The 21586-nt window shown below is 43.0% G+C and carries 22 protein-coding genes and 2 pseudogenes; 9 read left to right on the forward strand and 15 right to left on the reverse strand.

Going from position 1 to position 21586, the window contains the following annotated elements:
- The first annotated feature begins 333 nt into the window (after positions 1 to 333).
- The gene (locus GXP75_RS03290; protein ID WP_061571826.1) at positions 334 to 1098 is read left to right on the forward strand and encodes a sulfite exporter TauE/SafE family protein; all 765 of its coding nucleotides are present in this window, start codon (positions 334 to 336) and stop codon (positions 1096 to 1098) included.
- Positions 1099 to 1138: 40 nt separating this feature from the next.
- On the opposite strand, the gene GXP75_RS03295 is transcribed toward GXP75_RS03290, so the two are convergent.
- The 5 genes from GXP75_RS03295 to uxaC form a co-directional block, all read right to left on the reverse strand.
- A complete protein-coding gene (locus tag GXP75_RS03295; RefSeq protein WP_214915271.1) occupies positions 1139 to 2632 on the reverse strand; it encodes a UxaA family hydrolase in 1494 nt (497 codons plus the stop codon).
- Position 2633: 1 nt separating this feature from the next.
- Positions 2634 to 4085: a tagaturonate reductase gene (locus GXP75_RS03300; protein ID WP_242556119.1), complete on the reverse strand. Its 1452-nt coding sequence runs from the start codon at positions 4083 to 4085 to the stop codon at positions 2634 to 2636.
- Between the two features lie 74 nt (positions 4086 to 4159).
- The gene (locus GXP75_RS03305; protein WP_106045196.1) at positions 4160 to 5164 is read right to left on the reverse strand and encodes a LacI family DNA-binding transcriptional regulator; all 1005 of its coding nucleotides are present in this window, start codon (positions 5162 to 5164) and stop codon (positions 4160 to 4162) included.
- Between the two features lie 76 nt (positions 5165 to 5240).
- Positions 5241 to 6629: an MFS transporter gene (locus GXP75_RS03310; protein ID WP_242556120.1), complete on the reverse strand. Its 1389-nt coding sequence runs from the start codon at positions 6627 to 6629 to the stop codon at positions 5241 to 5243.
- A 26-nt stretch (positions 6630 to 6655) separates the two neighbouring features.
- Positions 6656 to 8056 (reverse strand): glucuronate isomerase, encoded by a 1401-nt coding sequence (gene uxaC / locus GXP75_RS03315; RefSeq protein ID WP_242556121.1) that lies wholly within the window; start codon positions 8054 to 8056, stop codon positions 6656 to 6658.
- 241 nt (positions 8057 to 8297) lie between these two features.
- Here uxaC and GXP75_RS03320 point away from each other — a divergent pair.
- A pseudogene (locus tag GXP75_RS03320) lies at positions 8298 to 8471 on the forward strand (IS1595 family transposase); the annotation flags it as partial.
- 65 nt (positions 8472 to 8536) lie between these two features.
- On the forward strand, positions 8537 to 9013 hold the full coding sequence (locus GXP75_RS03325; RefSeq protein ID WP_242556122.1) for a DinB family protein: 477 nt from the start codon (positions 8537 to 8539) through the stop codon (positions 9011 to 9013).
- Positions 9014 to 9180: 167 nt separating this feature from the next.
- Here the strand turns inward: GXP75_RS03325 and GXP75_RS03330 are convergent, their stop codons facing one another.
- The 3 genes from GXP75_RS03330 to GXP75_RS03340 all read right to left on the reverse strand — a co-directional run bounded on the left by GXP75_RS03330 (position 9181) and on the right by GXP75_RS03340 (position 11697).
- The gene (locus GXP75_RS03330; protein ID WP_061571279.1) at positions 9181 to 10359 is read right to left on the reverse strand and encodes an NAD(P)/FAD-dependent oxidoreductase; all 1179 of its coding nucleotides are present in this window, start codon (positions 10357 to 10359) and stop codon (positions 9181 to 9183) included.
- Between the two features lie 40 nt (positions 10360 to 10399).
- Positions 10400 to 10822, reverse strand: coding sequence for a helical membrane plugin domain-containing protein (locus tag GXP75_RS03335; protein ID WP_003327487.1), 423 nt, complete (start codon positions 10820 to 10822; stop codon positions 10400 to 10402).
- Positions 10823 to 11199: 377 nt separating this feature from the next.
- Complete coding sequence (locus tag GXP75_RS03340; protein WP_242556123.1) at positions 11200 to 11697, reverse strand: cupin domain-containing protein; 498 nt, start codon at positions 11695 to 11697, stop codon at positions 11200 to 11202.
- Between the two features lie 131 nt (positions 11698 to 11828).
- Here GXP75_RS03340 and GXP75_RS03345 point away from each other — a divergent pair, with 131 nt between their 5' ends.
- The 3 genes from GXP75_RS03345 (at position 11829) to GXP75_RS03355 (ending at position 14463) form a co-directional block, all read left to right on the forward strand.
- Positions 11829 to 12806 carry a DMT family transporter gene (locus GXP75_RS03345; protein ID WP_242556124.1) on the forward strand — a complete coding sequence of 326 codons (978 nt, stop codon included), beginning with the start codon at positions 11829 to 11831 and terminating at the stop codon, positions 12804 to 12806.
- A 152-nt stretch (positions 12807 to 12958) separates the two neighbouring features.
- Positions 12959 to 13711 carry an ABC transporter ATP-binding protein gene (locus tag GXP75_RS03350; protein ID WP_242556125.1) on the forward strand — a complete coding sequence of 251 codons (753 nt, stop codon included), beginning with the start codon at positions 12959 to 12961 and terminating at the stop codon, positions 13709 to 13711.
- Complete coding sequence (locus tag GXP75_RS03355) at positions 13711 to 14463, forward strand: ABC transporter permease (RefSeq protein ID WP_242556126.1); 753 nt, start codon at positions 13711 to 13713, stop codon at positions 14461 to 14463. Before GXP75_RS03350 ends, GXP75_RS03355 begins: the two co-directional genes overlap by 1 nt.
- Positions 14464 to 14519: 56 nt before the next feature.
- Here the strand turns inward: GXP75_RS03355 and GXP75_RS03360 are convergent.
- Positions 14520 to 14721 (reverse strand): annotated as a pseudogene (locus tag GXP75_RS03360) (nitrilase); the annotation flags it as partial.
- Positions 14722 to 14770: 49 nt separating this feature from the next.
- The gene (locus GXP75_RS03365; RefSeq protein WP_242556127.1) at positions 14771 to 15589 is read right to left on the reverse strand and encodes a uroporphyrinogen-III synthase; all 819 of its coding nucleotides are present in this window, start codon (positions 15587 to 15589) and stop codon (positions 14771 to 14773) included.
- A 248-nt stretch (positions 15590 to 15837) separates the two neighbouring features.
- On the opposite strand from GXP75_RS03365, the gene GXP75_RS03370 reads away from it, so the two are divergent.
- Positions 15838 to 16023 (forward strand): DUF8096 family protein, encoded by a 186-nt coding sequence (locus GXP75_RS03370; protein ID WP_061571274.1) that lies wholly within the window; start codon positions 15838 to 15840, stop codon positions 16021 to 16023.
- Positions 16024 to 16040: 17 nt separating this feature from the next.
- Positions 16041 to 16412: a hypothetical protein gene (locus tag GXP75_RS03375; RefSeq protein WP_214917859.1), complete on the forward strand. Its 372-nt coding sequence runs from the start codon at positions 16041 to 16043 to the stop codon at positions 16410 to 16412.
- Positions 16413 to 16453: 41 nt separating this feature from the next.
- On the opposite strand, the gene GXP75_RS03380 is transcribed toward GXP75_RS03375, so the two are convergent.
- Genes GXP75_RS03380 through GXP75_RS03390 form a run of 3 tightly spaced genes read right to left on the reverse strand, consistent with a single transcriptional unit; the run spans position 16454 to position 19471 of the window.
- On the reverse strand, positions 16454 to 16993 hold the full coding sequence (locus GXP75_RS03380) for an AAA family ATPase (protein ID WP_214918256.1): 540 nt from the start codon (positions 16991 to 16993) through the stop codon (positions 16454 to 16456).
- A gap of 59 nt (positions 16994 to 17052) precedes the next feature.
- Complete coding sequence (locus GXP75_RS03385) at positions 17053 to 18234, reverse strand: macrolide family glycosyltransferase (RefSeq protein ID WP_242556128.1); 1182 nt, start codon at positions 18232 to 18234, stop codon at positions 17053 to 17055.
- 46 nt (positions 18235 to 18280) lie between these two features.
- On the reverse strand, positions 18281 to 19471 hold the full coding sequence (locus tag GXP75_RS03390) for a cytochrome P450 (RefSeq protein ID WP_242556129.1): 1191 nt from the start codon (positions 19469 to 19471) through the stop codon (positions 18281 to 18283).
- A gap of 391 nt (positions 19472 to 19862) precedes the next feature.
- Between GXP75_RS03390 and GXP75_RS03395 the strand changes: the two genes are divergently transcribed.
- The gene (locus tag GXP75_RS03395; RefSeq protein ID WP_061571269.1) at positions 19863 to 20141 is read left to right on the forward strand and encodes a hypothetical protein; all 279 of its coding nucleotides are present in this window, start codon (positions 19863 to 19865) and stop codon (positions 20139 to 20141) included.
- A 29-nt stretch (positions 20142 to 20170) separates the two neighbouring features.
- Here the strand turns inward: GXP75_RS03395 and GXP75_RS03400 are convergent, their stop codons facing one another.
- A complete protein-coding gene (locus GXP75_RS03400) occupies positions 20171 to 20788 on the reverse strand; it encodes an NUDIX hydrolase (protein WP_277990644.1) in 618 nt (205 codons plus the stop codon).
- A gap of 117 nt (positions 20789 to 20905) precedes the next feature.
- Positions 20906 to 21499 (reverse strand): DUF4352 domain-containing protein, encoded by a 594-nt coding sequence (locus GXP75_RS03405; RefSeq protein ID WP_242556131.1) that lies wholly within the window; start codon positions 21497 to 21499, stop codon positions 20906 to 20908.
- Positions 21500 to 21586: the final 87 nt, after the last annotated feature.

Genomic DNA, 21586 nt, shown 5'->3' on the forward strand with positions numbered 1-21586 from the left:
TAATCGGCAGCATCCATGTGTTTAAATGGCTGCCTCTTTCGCATATAAAAAAAGATGCATATCAATATTTATCACCGCTTCGAGCAAGGAGATCAAAGGCTTGTCGTTGAACTTGTGACGGACCATGTGGATAAAGACGTGAAGTGAAAAATAGGCCCGCCGGTCTTGATCTGGGAAACCAGAATCAGGACCGGCGTTTTTTGTATGGTTGGGTATCACTCTTTTCGAATGTTTTCATTAATATATATAAAATTCTAAATTTTCGATTGCTAAAACGGGATTAATTATATATAATCTTATAAAAATAATCGGAATTAAGCAGGAGGCATTATGATCAGCATCAGCATTATAATTATGGGTTTGTTTGTAGGCACTCTGGTTGGTTTAACAGGGGTTGGAGGCGCGGCGCTTTTGACCCCGCTTTTGATTTTATTGGGAATTAATCCGTCCATTGCGGTCGGAACTGATCTTGTCTATAATTCGATCACAAAGCTGTTTGGCGTTGCTTCACATTGGAAACAAAAAACCATCAACCTCAAGCTCGTCAAATACTTAGCCATCGGCAGCATTCCGAGCGCTTCGGCTGCGATTGGAATTCTTCACATGTTCCCTGCCTTTCACCAGCACCAAGAGGAGATTATCAAACACGCGCTCGGTTATGTGATGACATTGGTTGCGCTCTCCATTATCATTCGTGTTTTTTTAGATAAAAAACTGCGTCCGAACCGCTGGCAGCTAAAATCCCTGGAGGATAAACGCACACTTACAATTCTGATCGGAGTGGTGTTCGGTTTTATCGTGGGGTTAACCTCAATTGGGTCCGGCTCGTTATTTGCGATTGCTATGCTGTATTTATTCAAAATGAAAACCTCAGAAATCGTCGGCACCGATATCGCCCATGCCTTTCTGCTCGTCACGGTGGCGGGTCTGCTGAATGCGAGTTTCGGAAGCGTCGATTATCTGTTAGCTGCCAATTTGCTGATCGGGTCAATTCCCGGCGTGCTGCTCGGCAGCCATTTCTCGCCTAAATTTTCGCCCCGCCCCTTACAATTCATCATGGCCGCGATCATTTTAATAAGCGGATTAAAACTGATTTAACTGCATAAAGGCCATCCGCTGCCGGATAGCCTTTTTTTCTTTACAGCGTAACACCCGATTTAAAAATGGCCAATTCTCTGAAATCATTCTTTTCATTATTCACAAATTCCCCGCTTGCAGCCTCAATGATATAATCAATAAACTCATTTAAGACCGTTTCCTCAGATATACTGTCTTCTAACATACGGCCCGCATCAAAATCAATCCAGTGGGGTTTCGTTTGATAGAGCTGAGAATTCGTTGATATCTTCACCGTCGGGACAAAAGTGCCGAACGGCGTGCCTCTTCCCGTCGTAAACAGCACAATCTGGCACCCGGCCGCCGCTAAAGCGGAGGAAGCGATTAAATCATTTCCCGGCGCACTCAGCAGGGTTAAGCCTTTTGTCTTGAGAACTTCCCCGTACTTTAACACATCCGCCACCTTAGATATGCCGGCTTTTTGCGTACAGCCGAGTGATTTATCCTCAAGCGTGGAAATGCCCCCCTCCTTGTTTCCGGGTGATGGATTTTCATAGATCGGCTGTTCGTGCTTGACAAAATAGTGTTTAAAATCGTTAATCAAATCGACAATCTTATGAAACACCTCTTCATCAGCCGCCCTTTGCATCAATATCGTTTCAGCACCGAACATTTCCGGCACTTCAGTCAGAACGGTGCTGCCCCCTTGAGCGATAATATAATCGGAAAACCTGCCCAGTAAGGGGTTGGCGGTGATTCCTGAAAAGCCGTCTGAACCTCCGCACTTCAAGCCGATTCTCAGTTCTGATAATGGGATATCCTCCCGTTTATCTGTTTTTGCCGCTTCATGTATCTCCTTCAGCAGTGTCACGCCTACTGATAATTCATCTTTCACAGACTGAGACTCAAGAAATTTCACCCGGTCTGTCTCTGCATCATGAAGCGCTTTTTTAAGGACTGACAATTCATTATTCTCGCAGCCGAGTCCTAAAACCAATACACCGCCCGCATTAGGATGACGGATGGCGTTGAGCAGCATTTGTTTCGTATTTTCGTGATCATCGCCAAGCTGCGAGCAGCCGTATTGGTGCTTTAATACGAGTACATTGTCAAACGGAGCAATATCTCCTATTTCTTTCTCAAACCGCTGAATCATTTTCTCTGCGATGCCGTTTACACAGCCTACGGTCGGCACAATCCATAGTTCGTTCCGCACGCCGGCACTTCCGTTTTCTCTTCGATATCCTTTAAATGTCCTGCTTTCATAAGGAAATGGATTTTCTTCGAAGACCGGTGTATAGCTATATGTTTGGATATCACTCAGGTTTGTTTTGGAATTATGGACGTGAATATGCTCGCCGGCAGAGATGTCTTTTGTCGCCCGCCCGATGGGAAAACCATACTTGATAATACTGCTGTTCTCTTTTATATCAGTTAATGCTATTTTGTGGCCTTTTTTGATATGATCCTTTAGCTCAACCGTTTGGCCGTCCGTTTGTAACTGCTCTCCTTTTTTCATATCCCGCAAAGCCAGGAGCACGTTATCATTTTTATGAATTTGCACATATGCCTTCAATTCACTTCACCTCTTTTATACAGCATTCTTCAAGCGCTTGTTTCATTCCCCGTTCATGAATCATACCTAGGAAAAAAGCGGTTCTTTTGGTCAGCCCGGGAATCTCATTCAAATTCGTGCCCCACAGCTGCTGTTCGCCTAATGCAGTTGAAGCTATGGTGTACATATCTTTGTCCGGCCCGCTCCATACCTTTTTGAAAAAGCTGAGAATGTTCGGACTGTCCTGAAGCTCAATGGTTTCCCCATCTCTGATACCCCGGTAATAATAAAGCAGAGCGCTTAACGCAAACACCAAACGTTCCGGCAGATGCCCCTTCTGTCTGACATAAACGGCTAGGGTTGGAAGATTCCGCGTGGTGAATTTAGAGACAGAGTTTAGCGCGATGCTGTGCAAATAATGTTTCATAAACGGATTTTTAAACCGATCAAGCACCTCTTCCGCATATTCAGTAAGCCCTTCCATGTCTAAAGTCGGAATGATTTCTTCAAAAATAAGCTCTCGGACGAAGCGCCCCGTCACCTCATGCTCAATCGTTTCGCCAACCGTATCCAAGCCGTACAAATATGATACTGGTGTCATTGCCGTATGAGCGCCATTTAACATTCTGACTTTCTTCGTCCGGTAAGGAGCAAGATCATCAACAATCAACGTATTTAAGCGGGCCTTGGCGAAAGGAAGTTCATCCTTAAGATCTTCGGGGCCTTCTATCACCCATAAATGATATTGCTCCCCCACTACGACTAAATCGTCTTGATAACCAAGCTCAGCGGTGATCTCATCAATCGTGTCAACAGGAAAACCGGGAACAATCCGGTCTACTAAGCTATTACAAAATGTATTAGCATCATGAATCCAGTTTGTAAAACCTTCTCCCAATTGCCAAAGCGCCGCATATTTGAGAACGATTTCCTTCAGCTTGCGGCCGTTTTCTTCAATTAATTCACAAGGAATGATCATACAGCCCTTTGTCGAATTTCCCGTAAATGCCTGATACCGAAAGTATAGAAATGCTGTTAATTTCCCAGGGAATGTTTGCTGCGGCTTATCATCCAAACGGTCTTCCTCATTAAACATAATGCCGGCCTCGGTTGTATTAGAGACGATAAAACGCAGCTCCTCTTCGGCGGCAAGCTTTTTAAAAGATTGATAGTCAGAAAAAAGATCAATGCCGCGGCTGATGGAGCTGATAATCATATGCTCGCTTTTTGGGTGTCCATTTTTCATCCCCTGCAATAAAAGAGTATATAATCCATCCTGCTCATTTAATGTCTTGATTTTTTCCGAACCTCTCGGCTGCACCGCGACCACACTTCCTTGAAATCCAGCCTCCTGATTCAGCTTCTCAACCTGCCAGTCTACAAACGCCCGCAGAAAATTTCCTTCTCCGAATTGAAGAATTTTTTCAGGATATTGCTTGTATCCTTCATAGATGCTTTTATTAAGCTTTTGCAAAGAGTACCGCCTCCTTCTCGATTTTATGCACACGTTAACATTTTTACGTATAAGGAATCCCGCTTGTAAACGGGTCATTGCTGTGTAAGTTTTCTGACCGAATCTCTTACCATAAACTCGGTGTTTTCGAATATTTTTTCGCTCTTGAGACTCGGGTCGTGAATCAGCGCTAAAATTTTTTCCGCACCGAGTACACTTATATTTTCAACCGGCCGTTTGACCGTTGAGAGCCTCGGCGTAATATATTGAGAAAAACCAATGTCATCAAATCCGATGACAGATATATCATCAGGCACACGCAGCCCTTTCGCGAAAATGGCGTTCATCGCCCCAATGGCCATGTCATCATTTGAACAAAAGACTGCCGTGGGAGGATGCGGAAGCGCCAGCAGCTTATCCATCGCCTGAAATCCGCTTTCCATATCATATTGTCCCTTTACACTGTATTCATGATTGATCGGAATATGATGGCGAATCAACGCTGACAAATAGCCTTCTTTACGCTGCTGGGACGACTTAAAGCCCTCAATTCCCTCAATAATTGCGATCTCTCTATGGCCGTTTTTAATAAAGTATTCAACTGCTTGCTGAGAGCCTTCTTTATCATTCGATAAAATGTTCGTAATGCTTCTGTCATCAATATCTCGGTTCAAAACGACAAGCGGAATGTTTTTTTCTCGGATATGATAAATAAACGAGTTGTCAATATCACTCTGGCTCATCAAAATAATGCCGTCATATCTGATGTGGTTAATGGTGTCGTAACTTTTCAGATCATCAATGCCCCGCACAAACAGATTATACTCTTCACTGATGACACGGTTTACGCCTTTAATGGTATCGGCGAAGAAACTGTGTGAGGTGCCGTTTGTGATGCTTGTAAAGAAAAGCCCGATGGTGTTGGATTTCTGCATGGCAAGACTTTTGGCATTGACATTTGGCGTGTAATTCAGCTGTGTTGCGAGGTCAAGGATTTTTTTCTTTGTATGCTCTTTAATGTACGGGCTGTCATTCAGCGCTCTGGAAACGGTCGTGTGGGATACGTTTGCGAGTTTTGCGATATCTTTTATGGTTACCATTTGTTTCCCTTCCTTATTTAGCCTGCTGCGATTTTAATCATATTGTATCATCAACGTCCAGCCTCTAACACTTTGTTTAATGTGTTTTGGCGCTGTTTAACTCTTTAATGATCTCCGCATGCTGTCTGTCGGTTAATTTGTACATCCATCCGATAATCAGCATCGCGCATGTTAAAGCAATCGCCGGATATAAAAGAAGCAGGCCTTTAATCCCCGTCAGCGTACCGGCAGTTTGTGCGGCATTGGGCACATACCCAATGAGACTCAGACCCACGCCCGAAAGGAACCCCGACAGAGATTGTGCAAGCTTTCGCGAAAAATTAAACAGCGAATAGGTGGTGGCTTCTTTCCGCACCCCTGATTTCCATTCGCCGTAATCAATAATATCAGAGACAAGCGCCCACGTTATGCCGTTGGGAATACTGATCCCGATAAATGCAATGCTTGCCAGAATGGTAAACAGATAGACATTTGCAGGCAGGAAGAAATTAGTGAGATCAGCTGCAATACTGATGGAAAAGCCGATCATGGCCGTTTGTTTTTTTCCAAACCGCTTCACAAGCTTTGGCAGAAAAACAACACCTATGAAGGACGAGCCTATAATGATAAAACTCATATATGACATTAATTGAACGTTATGAAGATTATATTGGGCAAAATACACAAGCATCGCTGATTTAATGTTATAAGCGGAGATAGAAAAAATCGTCATTAGTACTAGAGTCAGCAATGGCTTATTGATGATAAACGTTTTCGCAACGGATGTGAAAGAAAACTTCTCCTTCGGGGCTTCATGTACGATAATTCTCTCTTTACAATTTCGATAACAGATATAAAAGCCGGCAACGCCAATGACAGACATTATTCCCATCACAACCGGATAGCCGATATGCACATTGTTGAACTGTACGAGAATCGGAATAACAATCACGCTCGTAATGAGCAAGGCGCCCAATGAACCAATTTGGCGGAACGTTGAAAGAGCGGTCCTGTCTTCTGCATCCTGTGTAATCGCCGCGCCGAGCGAACCGTACGGGATGTTGACAAACGAATAAGCCACCCCCCACAGCATGTACGACGCGTACGCGTATACAAGCTTCCATGTGATGGAGACATCCGGCGAAACGAAAATCAAGACGGTCAAAACCGCAAGCACGATGCTTCCGAATAACAGATACGGCCGGAATTTACCTCTTGGCCCGATATTTTTTCTGTAATCAATAGCTGAGCCGACAATCGGATCTGTAATGGCCGCAAACAGCTTGCTGACTAAAAAAATACTTCCTGCATATACGGCCGGAATGCCGGCGACATCCGTGAAAAATTTCAATAAATAAATTTGCCCCAGATCAAACATAAATCCGTTCCCAAAATCACCGAAACCGTAGGATACCTTCTCTTTCAAACTCAGCTTTTTTTCTTTGACATGAATAGATGCATCCGTATTTATAACCGGCTGGCTCATAAGTCACCTCGAATGGATGAGTATTTTCAAAAGCGGAAGTACTCTTTTGCATTGTTATAGCAAATTCCCTGGACAATCCCTCCCAATAGCTCCGCATCAAGCGGCGCCTCTCCATTCTCCGCCCACTCTCCGATCAGATTGCAGACAATTCTTCGGAAATATTCATGGCGCGTGTATGAAAGAAAACTTCTTGAATCTGTCAGCATCCCAATAAAGCGGCTGAAAAGGCCTACATTTGATAACGCTTTCATTTGTTCGGTCATACCGTCTTTTGAATCATTGAACCACCATGCTGTGCCGAACTGAATTTTCCCCGGTGTCACGCCGTCTTGAAAGCTGTTGATCATGCTGGCGATGACATAGTTATCATTGGGATTCAGGGAATACAAAACCGTTTTTGGCAGCTGGTTTTTCTCCTCAACGGAGTTTAGGAGCCGGTACAGAGGCTTGGCGATCTTTTCATCATTCATAGAATCATAACCAGAATCCGGTCCTAATTTTTTCATCATTTTCGTATTGGTATTTCGCAGCGCATTGATATGAAATTGCATCGCCCAGTCTAATTCAGTATATAACCCGCAGAGAAATTGAAGCGTATACGTTTTAAACTTCTTCTCATCCTCATAAGAGACTCCGCTTCCTTGTAATCTCGCAGAAAAGATAGTGCCCGCTTCATCCTTTGTTGTCTCTGCATAAACCATCGAGTCAATCGCATGATCGGAAACCCGCCCGCCAGCTGAATGAAAAAAACGAACCCGTTTCTCTAAAGCTTGTAAAAAGCCATCATAGTCTGTAATGGGAGAGGCTGCTGCGTGTTCTAACGCCTGCACCCACTCAAGAAAGCCTTCACGGTTGATTTCAAGTCCCTTATCCGGCCGGAATCCGGGTGCAACTTTGACAGGAAATTCGCCGCTTTCCTTTAATGAAAGATGATATTCCAATGAATCTATGGGATCATCCGTCGTACATATCACCCTTACATTTGATTTTGTGATAAAATCTCTGGCTGTAAAACCTTCGCCTTGAAGAAGCTCGTTTGTGCGCTGCCAAATGGCGGGAGCCGTTTTTTCATTAAGTATGTCATAAATTCCGAAAAAACGGCGCAGTTCCAAATGAGTCCAATTATACAGCGGATTTCCAATAGCCATCGGCACCGTCCTCGCCCACGCCATAAATTTCTCTTCGTCTGATGCATCACCTGTAATAAATCTTTCTTCAATGCCATTTGCTCTCATGATCCGCCATTTGTAATGATCTCCGTACAGCCATGCCTCCGTTATATTGTTAAATCTTTTACTCTCATAGATTTCTTTCGGGCTTAAATGGCAATGATAATCAATAATCGGCATCTCTTTTGCATAGTTTTGATACAAATTGACAGCGGTTTCATTTTTAAGCAGAAATTGTTCGTCCATAAACGATTTCATCTTCTCACCGTCTTTCTTTTATATTTTGCACCAAAATGTTAACGTTAACATTTTGGTTGGTTTCATTTTACCTGTTTATTCCTGTAACTTCAATCTCTATTTACAAATAAATTGTTAACGCTCTCATTTTTAGAACGTAAAAACGCTATTGGCATAATTATTTTTCACCATACAATGTTGACATCTAAATTCTTGGTATAATCATTATAAGAACGAACTTTCGGGGTGTAAGGTAAGCCACATAGACAAACTATCACATACCCAAAAAGAACAAGTCTGCCAATGGGTAAAACGCTATGTTGAACCTTCATCGTCTTTTGGCGGTCGTCTAATCAACGAAATGAGAGAAACTCGTTTCAAAGAAGGTTTTGAGTGTCCTCATTGTGCATCCGAACACGTTGTCCGATTTGGAAAATGTATTGTGTAGTTTTAGAGATAATAGTCTAATTGGATAAATAATTTAATATTGGAGTGCTTATAATGATAAATTTTTTTGAGTATAACTGGCAGGTTAGAGACGAATGGTTTCACTGGTGCAATCAACTAACAACAGAAGAGTTGTTAAAAGACCGCATAGGTGGAGTAGGCAGTATTTTATACACTCTTTTTCACATTATCGACGTTGAATATAGTTGGCTTCGTGGTATTCAGGGTAAAGAAGATGTGGTATTTAATTTTGATGATGATAAGACTCTTGCGAGGGTTATAACTCTCTCAAATACATTGCGATATGAAATAGTTGAATTTTTAAAGACTAATACACATGAAATACACGATGGATTTGTAACGGTTCCCTGGGATGAAAATGAATACACTAAAGATGAAATATTACATCATATAATTGCCCACGAAATTCACCATATCGGTCAACTTTCTGTTTGGGCAAGAGAATTAGAACTAATGCCTGTACCTGCTAATTTTATCGGCAGAAAGTTAAAGTCTGTATTTTCTTATTAAAGTAAGGTTAATTGAACAGGATTGGGAACCATTAGTTGGGTTTCCTTTATTTCTATCTAATAATCAACATTAACATTTAACACAGCCAAAACATAAAAAAAGACATTACCTCCAAGCGTCCCAGAAAGGGGCGCTTTTCGGCAATGTCTACAGACAGCTTGTAAGGCTTAGTAAGCCAAGCTGAAAAGACCTTTAATATGTGTTAAATAACGTACATTACTTGCTTCTTTCATCAAGGAAGCAGGCATGCCTTTAAGAGGCGTAGCGTTTGCTCCGATGATCGCAACCGCGTCTTTGCGGCCAAGGCTTGCAAGTGTACCGGAGTTTACCGGCTTGAACGTTTCTAACGTTTTGTTTTCTAAGTAAGCATACAGGTTGTAACCGATAAGCTCCCCCATTTGCCAAGCGATTTGCGCTGTCGGCGGGTATGGACGGCCGTCCGGCGCAAAGTAAACCGCGCTGTCTCCGGCAACAAATACATCTTCGTGCGAAGTAGATTGAAGGAAATCGTTAACAGTTGCGCGTCCGCGATTCACTTCAAGGCCAGATTCGCCCACTAATGGATTTCCTTGTACGCCGCCAGTCCAAACAAATGTGTTTGTCACGATTTTTTGGCCGTCTTTCAGGTCAACAACGTTTCCTTCCACATTTGTAACAGGAAGACCTGTTAAGAACTCAACGCCGCGTTTTTCAAGACTTGCAGTCGCGCGTTCGATTAAGTCTTCAGGAAGCACAGGAAGAATTTTCGGACCTGCTTCAACCAATTTCAGCTTAATTTCTTTCGGGTCTACGCCGTAGCTTTTCGCAAGATTCGGCATGATGTCAGCAAGTTCACCGACAAGTTCAACACCAGTTAACCCGCCGCCGCCGATAAGGATCGTTGCGTCAGCTTCATTTTTTGTTTTCGCATACTCGCGCACACGGTCTTCAACATGCTTGTAAATCTTGTTCGCATCTTCAGCTGATTTAAGCACCATGCTGTTTTCTTGAAGTCCCGGGATGCCGAAGTAAGCTGTTACGCTTCCAAGACCTACAACAAGCGCATCATACGTTAATGAAGAACCGTCTGAAAGAGACACTTCTTTTTTATCAACAGAGAAAGAGTTTACAGCTGCGATTTTAAGATCGATATCTTTTCCTTTTAAAAGCTTCTCTAATGGCATAGCAATCGCTTTTTCAGAAACGTTGCCTGCTGCCAGACGGTGTAATTCCGTAATGATTTGATGAGTCGGGTATTTGTTAACCACTGTTACTCTCGCTTCATCTTTACTGTAATGTTTGCGAACTGTTAAAGCAGATAGGACACCGCCGTAGCCAGCGCCTAAAATGACAATATGTTTTGACATCGTATATCCTCCGTCCTTTATTCAAATTAATCTACGTATATTATTTTTGGTTTTCTCGTTCAGACATGATCTGCAAGTAGCTTTGAGCGAAGCGGAACAGCTTCTGAGCCTGAGGGTCTTTCAGCATTCTGAGCAAACCGAAAAGTCCGATGACTTCATTGCTTTCATCCGCGCGGTCTTTTGCTTCAATTGCTGTTGCAGCTACTTCTTTAGCCGTTTCTTTTACAGGCTCAAGAATTTCTGTAAGCGCACCCACTGTGTCGCTCTTCAATACTTCATCAGTCGCAACTGACTGTGCGAAATCATATGACTTCGTCAAAATGTTCACCAACTCAGTCAGTTTTGGAAGCTGGTCTACTAATGCAGTCAATGATTCTTGAACTTCTGGTTTTAACAGCTGATCAATTAAATCTTGTTGACCTTGGCTAACAGATACATTTGTTTGATCGATTGTTTCTGGCATATCCGATTCTCCTTTACTATAAGCGATGTGCTGATTTTTTTTGGAAAGGGCAGTACACTCTCAATCCCACGCCTTTCAGGGCATGAGAAGAAGGATTGTGAATTTATGCACAATCATCTGCAAAAATAAATGTTTCCTACCCAGTTTTTCACTTTGCCATATTCAGTATTATTTTTATCTCCTAAAAACAATTGAATAAGTCAAAATCCCTTTTCCCCTCTGAAAATAGCAAACTTAAAAAACCCAATTTATATTTACTTCTATATGATAACACTTTTTGAACAAAATTTGAACGTGAATTGTTTCGTTTATGAAATTAATTTATATGGAGCTTGAGTTATAACGTTTCTAAAATACTATATATTAACAAAAAAAATTTAAGCCTTCTGCCAAATATCAAGGAGCGGCTCTCTTTCTCCCGTTATTGGATCCCGGTCTGGAAGCGGCACTCGTTTGATTCTTTCTATCGCTTCTGTGCGCTCTCCCGGTTTTCCTGTCTTCAGATCGTACTGCCGGCCGTCCGGGTAAGCCCCGATAACAGTAAAATCTGAGCTTGAGTCTATATTTTTATGCCCCGTTCCTGCGGGAATCACCGCCGCATCCCCCTCCTGCACGCTGATGCTGACTCCTTCTTCCCCGCCGAATTGAATGGTGGCGCTTCCTTTTATGACCACAAGCACTTCGTGGGTATTGCTGTGATAATGGTGCTGTTGAAATACGTCCCCTGCCCAGCTATTTGTCCATTGGTTTTGGTTTACGATTTGCTCCGCCTGCTCCAGCCGGCCTTTTAAAGCTTCTTTGTAAATAACGAGCGGAAGGACCGGATGATTCGGAATACTGCCGCCGTCTTGCAGAAAAAATGTCTCTGTTTTCATTTAATCGCCTCCTGTTTTTTTCATTCCACTTCTAAAACCTCTCAAAACACGATAACTTTCTGACTATTTATTGCGATAAGACTCTGCGGATAGTATAGTATAAAAAATATCATGCCAAAATGAGGGATCTTATGAAAGCGATATTAGTAGGAATATTGGCTTCACTTTTCTTTGCTGTTACTTTTGTTTTGAACAGAGCGATGGAGCTTTCCGGGGGCAGCTGGTATTGGAGCGCTTCTTTACGCTTTATTTTTATGGTTCCGTTTTTATTATTCATCGTCATGATGAAGGGTAAATTAACGCCTCTTTTAAAAGAAATGCGCAAACACCCGTTGTTCTGGCTCAAGTGGAGTTTTGTAGGCTTTGTGCTTTTTTACGCTCCGATAACTTTTGCCGCTGCATTCGGACCGGGTTGGCTGGTAGCCGGGACATGGCAGATTACCATTGTGGCCGGTGTCCTTTTATCCCCTTTCTTTTATCAAACCAAGGACCTTCCAGGCGGTCCGCAGCTTGTGCGGCAAAAGATTCCGCTCGCTGCCCTGATGACGTCTTTTATTATTCTTCTCGGAGCGGGGATCATCCAGCTTCAGCATGCGGAATCTCTATCTGCCAAGATGCTGCTTTTCAGTGTATTGCCTGTTGTCATCGCAGCTTTTGCTTATCCGCTTGGAAATCGAAAAATGCTCGTCAAATACGGGGGGAAGCTGGATACATTTCAAAGGGTGCTTGGCATGACATTGGCAAGCCTACCCTTCTGGCTTCTGTTAGCTGCTTACGGTTGGTGGTCTGACGGTCTGCCAAGCATGGGACAGACGGTTCAATCTTTTATCGTCGCCGTCAGTTCGGGCATTGTTGCGACAGTATTATTTTTTTGGGCGACTGACATAGTAAGGGATCATCCGCAAAAGCTCGCCGCGGTTGAGGCGACTCAATCTGGCGAAGTGATTTTTGCCTTGCTTGGCGAAATGATTTTATTATCAGGTGTATTCCCATCTCTCCTTTCATTTTCAGGCTTGTTATTCATCATTACGGGAATGATTTTACACACCTTCGCCTCGAGGCAAAGAATTCCCAAAGCTGCTGCCAAAGAGAAAGCACAATCTATCTGATAGGATGATATTCAATCCGGAGAACATATCACAGTGTTCTCCGGATTTCTGCTTTCCCTCCCCTTTACAAGTGCTGAATTCACGTTATATTTATGTATAGTCTCGCTTTTCTTTTTTTATAGAAAGGCACGAAAAAGGTGATGAATGAATCAATGAAAGAAACATCTATGAACAGCGGCACATCTGCCATTTCCTTTACTACAGTTACAAAAAGCTATGAACAAAACGGGGCATCCTATGAAGTCTTACAGGGCATAACGGGAGAAGTGAAGCAAGGCGATTTTGTCATGGTCTTAGGCCCGTCCGGTTCAGGAAAAAGCACGCTGCTGTCGATATGCAATTTAATGAAAACGCCTGATGAAGGCGAAGTGTACATACATGGAAAGGAGGTCAGAGACTGGAACATCAGTGAACTTAGAAGAACAGTCGGCCTTGCTTTCCAGTCCGCGCCCGTTCTTGACGGAACCGTAAGGGACAACCTGTCTCTGGCCGCAAAACTGCATCAAAAACAGCTCTTTACCCCAGAAGAGCTTGCGCGCCTCACAGGGCTTTCTGACGAATTGTTAGATCGCAGCGCGCGGGATTTATCAGGCGGTCAGCGGCAAAAGCTATCTTTGGCAAGAACGCTTTCGAATCCCTCATCTATTTTATTATTAGATGAGATCACATCCGCCTTAGACCCGGTTTCGGCCATAGAGATTGAAGAGCTGATCATCAGATTGCACCAAGAAAAAAAACTGACGGTCATGTGGGTGACCCATAACATTGAACAGGCAAAAAGGGTTGCTGATACAATCTGGTTTATGGCCGATGGCCGGGTGCTGGAAACTGCTGAAAGCGGGGTCTTTTTTACTGATCCAAAGCATGAGGCGGCCAGAGAATTTTTGAAGGGAGGCACCCGGTGATGGATTACCTTTCTCTCTCATTGACAATGATCTTTGTTCTGATCGCTTTATTTTTATCCAAATCATTCAAAGCCGGTGTGGAAAAAGATATGATCATCGCGACGATAAGAGCCGCGGTTCAGCTTCTTTTGATCGGTTATATTTTGTCGCTGATTTTCCACTCGGACCACCCGGCATTTATCATTCTAATGGTACTGTTAATGCTCGCCGTGGCAGCTCAAAATGTTGCAAAACGCAAAAAAATAACGATCGGATCATTTTGGAGAGTGTTTCTTACTCTGGCCATTGTAGAAATCGTCACCCAAGGGATTCTTTTGGCGCTCCAAGTGATTCCGCTCACCGCCAGATATGTTATTCCCATAAGCGGAATGGTGATCGGAAATTCTATGGTGCTGGCAAGCCTGTTTTTAAATCGGCTCGGCTCTGAAATTACGGTGCGCAAAGAGGAAATTCAACTCATTTTGTCACTCGGCGGAACACCTAAGCAATCCATTCAGCATATCCTCACTTCCTGTATGAAAACGAGTATGATACCGACGCTCGAAAGCCAAAAAACATTAGGGCTCGTACAGCTTCCAGGTATGATGACAGGCCAAATTTTGGCCGGAGCGGACCCGATACAGGCGGTGCGCTTTCAATTATTGATTGTGTTTACAACCATGGCCTCAGCCGCGCTGACGTGCGTCATTTTAAGCATGCTTACATATCCGTCTCTATTTACAGTACACCAGCAGTTAAAGCAGCAATCATAAGACAAAAAGCCGCTGTTCCCATTGGGAAAGCGGCTTTTTAAAAGGGGCCATTCAGGTTAACTTTTTCTCCACTTCACATTCTCTTGCTTCTCCTCATTTACATGCAATTGAAAGATATCAGGCCTTTAATCATGTTCAACTGAGTCAAAATCGAATTGACTGCTCGCGATGGTCAAATTCTGCTCTGAGCATGTCTACCTTGCCATAGACGGGCTCTTTAACATAGTCGCCCAAAGGACCTGCAATGGCGCTTCCGCCGGGCACATATCATGATTTGAAGAAACCATTCTTCAAATCATGCCAGCCATTAATTTTCCGTCAGCGCCTCATAGAAGCGGGATAGCTCTATAATCATAGCGCCCATCCGCTCAATATCGGGCGCTAGCAATCGGCTGATTCCTTCTTCCCGTAACGCCTCAGCGGTCACTTTGCCGACAGCTGACGCTAAGACGTCTTCCTTAAATGCATCCTTGATTTGATTAATGCACCCTTTTTCTCTGGCAAAATCAAAAAGCGAACGAACCTGAACCGCCGTGGTAAAACAGACCGCGTCAAGCTTACGATCCATCAGTTCACGGCATATTAAGTCCACAGTTTCCGGTTCAGGCGGAATATGCCGATAAGGCAGAATCGGCAATACAGATGCTCTTTTTTCTTTAAGAAAAGCCATTAACGACGGCGCTTTTTCTCCATGAAGCTGCACCATGACCCTTTTTCCCGAAAAATCATACGCTTCTAAAGAGCGTATCAGCCCTTCGGTTGTTCCATCCTCGTCAACTGCTGTCGGAATCACGTCCATTTTTTTCAGTGCGGCAAATGTTTTGTATCCTCTGCAAGCAATTTTCGCTTCTCGAAGCGTTTTTAAAAATGGCTCCTTCACTCCGGTTTTTTCTGCCAAGTCGACCAAAGTCTCAGTACCGATACCGGTCGTAAAAATCACCCAATCCGCTTGTTCTTCAACAAATCTTTGTAAATCGGGTTCCACTTGCTTGTCAGCTAAGAAAACCGTCCCTTGAAGAGAACGAACAACAGGCACTCCCCCTTGTTTTTTGATCAGCGTGCTGATTTCTTCCGTTTTCCGCGACCCGCCGATGGCAATGCGCTTCCCAAGCAATCCTTTTCCCATAGCTGTTCCCTCTTCCCGTATGTAGTGTCAGCGACAGCCTATTTGAATGGACCTTTTCATTACTTTTTATCAAAAGAGACCATCCAACACACCGTTCATTCGCTCATCCAATTTCCTATCAATATAAGATATTGTTGCGTAAACTATTTCGAAAAGCAAGAAAAATAAAGCCTTTGCATGCCGTTGAATACACGGGGCGATTGCTGTAATATTAACCACTGAGACGATTGATTACCGGAGGTTTGATGATGGAAACTGCAAAAGAGTATGAAACAAAAGGATATGACACAACCGTTATTTACGAATTTAATGAATTTCCCGATGTACATAGCGGACGCTGTGACAATTGTGACTATACGCTGTTTAAAAGCTCAGTGAAGAGCGGAAAATTCCTAAGAGAATGCCGCAGGTGCGGACTGAAAAAGAATATTTAAATAGGGGGTTTGATTTTATGGGCAGAAAAGTCCACTTTGGCGAGCAAGAAGTCACTTTATTCTTAACCGGCTTACATCCTTTTCTGGCTCTCAAACATAAAATCAGCATGCCTTACAGTAACATTGAAAGTGTAAATGTCGATTATTTTGATGCCCCCAAATGGATGCTCAGAATGCCCGGCACCTCAATTTCACCCCTTCATATATATGAAGGCAGCTATAAATATGCGGATGAATGGTATTTTCTTTCCTATGAACGAAGAGAGCCTCTTGTCATCATTGAATTAGACGGCCATAAAAAATATCGTTATGTTATATTTGCGATTGACGATCCGACGGCAACGGCTGCCGAGATGAGGAGGCGGATGCGGGAATATCATGAAAGATGAGCCGTGTTACGTTTTCGTTTTAAAAATAGAAAACTCACGATCTATGTTATTTTCGCTTCTTTATCTAAACCGCTGATGATCTCTTCCACTGTCTCTTCCGGCGTTAGATGTGAGGAGTCGATCCACAAACCAATCCGCGGCGTTTCCGTTTGCAACACTTTCTCAAGAGAGAGAATCTCTATTTTGCCGTACCCTTTCTTTGGACGGGAAAACTCCCTGGCCGCTATTATGTCCGGGCGAGGCGCCAAGACGATGACATACAAGGGACGACTTTTTATAAACTCCACCATGTCGCCTAACATCGTACCAATGATGACATCTTGCACAACGACATTGAATCCCGCTTCAAAATACATATCCGCTGCTTTAGCTGCCAGCCGATGACGAAGGAGCAATTGTCCCAACGCTTCCTTTGAAGGAGTGTCTGACATTTGCACCTCGCCATTTACTATCATTTTTCTAAATATATCTCCCCGTACATGGACACTTTTCTCCAAACGCTCTGATAGAAGCTGCGCAATGGTAGATTTACCTGCTGCCATGACCCCGGTAATTAAATAAATCGCATTTTCTTTTTCCATAACATCACACCCTTTTCCGTATAAAAACCGGAATCTAAGCAGATTCCGGTTCAAATTGTTTATTGCGGAACGACAGACTTTTTCATAAACGCTTCGATCTCCGCCGCGCCCTGTTCTGCTCCGCCTGCTTCCTTTACATCTTTCTGCATATCTTTCACGCGGCTGTGAATCTCTTTGTCAGAGAATATATTACCGATCGCCTGTTGCAAACGAGGTACACTGACCTCTTCTTTCGGCAGGTAAATTCCGAGTCCTAATTCTTCGACACGCTGAGCCGTGAGTTCCTGTTCATGCATTTGCGGAATCACTACAAGCGGCACTCCCTCGTTCATCGCTTCCATCGTGCTGTTCATTCCTCCGTGAGAAATAAATGCATCAGCTTCCGCCAATACGTCCAGCTGCGGAACGCTCTGGCGGACCGTGAAGTTGTCAGGAATATCACCAAGACTGTCAGGCTCAATTGATTTTCCTACTGACATAATGACATGCCATTTTGCCCCTCCAAAAGCCTCCATACACATTTGATAGAATTCCGGCCAGGCGTTGAAGGCCGTTCCCAGTGAAATCAGCATAAGCGGGCGATCGCCTTTCTCTTTTAACAACAGGCGCTCTTGTTCGCTTCGTTTTCCAAGAGACGGACCGATAAAACAGAAGCGGTCGTCGAAGGTTTCGTTCTTAATCTGAAAAGAGCGCGGCATAAAGACAATATTAAACGCTTCTGGTATAGCCAGTTGTTCAAATGAGACAGCCGGCAAGTTTTCTTGCTCCAGAAAGGCCTGAAATTCAGCCTCTGCTTCTTTGACTTGTTTGAGCATCTCCTCAGTTCCCATCTGAAAGGATTCATTTTGAGCGTATGACGAACAGAGTCTGACAGCCGGCACTTGAAGCTTATCAGCTAACAGTTTTCCCGCCAATGCGATAAAATCATAGACGATAAGGTCAGGCTGGTCTTCTTTATACAATTCTTCAAGCTGCGGCAAGATCCCAAGCGATTCTTTCAAAAACATAAGCGGCGTTTCGTTTTTTTCCATCAATTCTTTAATTTGCTGAGGATCTACCGAAATGGTTGTTTCATATAAAAGCGGGCGGGCTCCCGCTTGTTGAACCGCCGGAGCAAATTCCTCTGTCGTAGCGTATGTTACCCGATGCCCTTTTTCACAAAGCTTCTCCACTAATGCAAGTGTGGGGTTTACATGGCCATACGCAGGGATATTAATGATTGTGATATGATGCTGTTTCATTTTTCAGCCTCCAGTTATATTTTGAATCTTTTATTTCTGGAAAATTCTAAACTTTTACACGAAAACTCTTTAACCCATAAATCACACTGTTTGCAATTGGCGATATACTGATACGTTCCATGCCAGAAAACGCATTTGTCAGAGCTCTCAAAGCAATTTGTGCTTCAAGACGCGCAAGCGGAGCGCCTAAACAAAAGTGAATGCCGTGACCAAACGCAATATGCGGATTAGGATGACGATGAATATCAAATATGTGTGCCTGTTCAAACTTCGCTTCATCACGATTCGCAGACGCCACAAAAGCCAAAACCATATCTCCTTCTCTGATGAGATGCCCTCTTAGTTCCACATCCTGTTTGGCGATTCGCCGCAAAACCGGTGCGGGAGCCCTGAAACGCAAGGCTTCTTCCACTGCCTGAGGAATAAGCGCCGGGTCGTCCCTGAGCTCATCATAAGCCCCAGGCATCTCTAATATGCTGTACATCGCGTTTGATATTAAGTTGGTCGTCGTTTCATTCCCTGCCACAAGGAGTAAATTACAAAACGGGATCAATTCTTCCCCGGAAAGCTTCTCACCTTCTTCTTCCGCTTTGACTAAAATCGAGATGAGATCTTGTGCCGGTTTTTTCCGTTTCTCTTCTATGGTGGCGGCAAAAAACGCCGCTAACTCTTGTTCGCATTTGTTTCTTTCTTCCTGAAAAGCTTTTTCTGCTTCCTCACTGCCATCCTTTGGCATGCTTACGAGAATGTCCGACCACTTTTTAAATTGATCCATATACTCTGAAGGCACTCCCAGCAGTTCAGATATCACAACGACAGGAAGAGGATAAGAGAAATCCTGCACTAGATCAAACTCCCGGCTTCCAAGTAAACGATCAATTAATTCATCTGTAATGGCCTGAATCCTCGATTCCCACTGCTTCAAGACCAGCGGAGTAAACGCTTTGTTGACAACTGAACGAATCTGCGTATGTCTCGGCGGATCCATATTAATGATCGAATTCCCCAGTGAATTCGATTGCTGCTTCATATAACTGGAAAAACCATTTTTATCCCCGATTATTTTTTTCACATCTTCATAAAGAAAAACACTCCACACTTGGTTTTCTTCATCATAATGAACAGGGGATTCCCTTCTCATTGATTCGTACCACGGAAATGGATGGTAAGCGTCCTGTTCGTTTTTCCCTTTCAATATAGCTCGCTGTAAAGCCTGCCGCTGATTTACTACATTCATTTTCTCACTCCCCATCAAACAATGTGTTGTTCATTTGATGCATGTCACCACCTCCTGCTATCGCCAAAGAGAGGGATGTAAAGTCAAATTCTTGAATCAGGAAGTCTGTTTTGAAACAACGAGGTGCAAAGAGGCATCATATATTCCCTCTCGAATTTCGTTCATCTTACCATAATCTTTCAATTCTTTTCTATTCATCTCCATTGATACGGCTCACAACGTGACTATAGACATAATCATCGGATACCGGCTCAGATTCACCAGATTATCAACAGCCAAAAACAACTTTGTTCAAACCATATGAACTATTTTAAAAAATGACTTTTCCATTATTTCAATAAAATACGATATATGATTAAATAGAGGGTAAAATTGTGAAGGAGAGAACAATATGACAGCCCAGACTAATCGTCAAAAACTGTACGCAGGAATGATACTTTCACTCGTATTTGTGATGTTTGTGTTCTCTTTCTCTGAGAAACATTCAAAACCGCTTGCTGAAGGAAAAAAACAGGAAAACTGGCACACCGTGGTCGATAAAGCGTCAGTTGATGTATATGGAAATCAATTAATTGAAGTAAATCAATTGAAAAAGAAACTTGGCAGCAAAAAAGCCGATTCTATTATCACGCTTCTTAAACTGGCCAGTGAGAAACATATCGCGTTATAAATAAAAGAGCCTTTCGGGCTCTTTTATTGTTAATCAAACACCGTTTCCTTTTCCGGGTCCTGTACAAAGTCAAAAAGCATACTGAGCTGTGAGGCTGTATTTCTTTTCGGGGATAGACGAGGCAGACTGTTTGCTGGAAAAAAAGCTGTATGATTCGTCTCTAAACCGCTTTTTGCTTGCCCGCCGACAATCCTGCATTGAATAAAGATCTTATAGTAATGATAAGGCTGAGGCGGATGGGGATGCTTATGGCTGTCCAAAACGGCCAGTAATTTTTCGGGAACGGTATCATATCCTGATTCTTCTTTGATTTCTTTTACAACATTTTCAGCCGGCGATAATCCAATCTCACAGAACCCGCCCGGCAGCGACCACAGATCATCATGGATCTCCCGGACAAGCAAAATACGATTCTCATGAAATACCACGCCGCGAACATCCGCTTTCGGAGTTGGATAGCCCGGCTCGCCCACAAATAAGTCTGCAATCATTTCTATATCCGAATCAGAATAATCTGCCATCATCTCTTTACCGACCTTACTTAGCTCCTCATATCTTTCTCTGTCATAGGCGTCTTTCGAAAAAGCGAGACCCGCCTGCGCTATTGCTTGAATACGCTTCGCCCGCTCAAGCCACTTTCTATTCATGTATATCACCTCAACTGAACAAATCTGAAAGCCCTTACCATTATACCATATTTTGGTTATCGACTTATAAAAAATAAGCACGCTTCCTAGGTGCGGAAAACGTGCCATGAGCTGTACCTATCTAAGTGTGATGAGATAATGAATATTTTCCTCTTTTGTCAAATCAAAAAAAGATGGTTTATAGACGAGCGTAAGGTCCTTTTCCCCTTTAGGTACCACGAAACTGATAGTTCCGGTTACTTTTTTGCCTGAAGCTAAGTTTCCTGCTTGAATGTACGTGTCTATATCTGGGGTCGATACTATATTAGGTAAAATGGTTTTATCTTCCCCGTCCTTTAATTCAAACCCTAATATACTGTAGTCTATTGATTTTTCGCCTTTATTTTCAATTGTTACCTCTGCAATTAAAAATTCCTCGTTCTTTTGCAGAGATCTTTCTTTTTCTTCACTTAATTTCACCTTATACTCGCCTTTTTGAGCAGTATAAATCTTATTGACTGAGAAATTAGTATTCATAGCTTTAAAAGTCTCGCCAATCTTATGTACCTCTTCATCTGTTTTGTTTTCAGTTTTGTCTTTTGTTGTTTCTTCTTTCTTTTCGCTTGCTTTCTTTTCTTCCTTTTGTTCAGCTGAAGCATCTTTTGATTGGCTGCATGCCGTAAGCGCTAAACCAATTGTCAGCATAAATAATAACAATAAGACTTTTTTCATTCCTGTTCCCCCATCTAAAGTAATCGTTTTCTATTATAAATAGGTTACCTCTCTCATTAACAGGGAATAAAGTAATGTTTTTACCAA

It is taken from the genome of Bacillus sp. HU-1818, from assembly GCF_022695965.1.
Lineage (GTDB): Bacteria > Bacillota > Bacilli > Bacillales > Bacillaceae > Bacillus > Bacillus atrophaeus.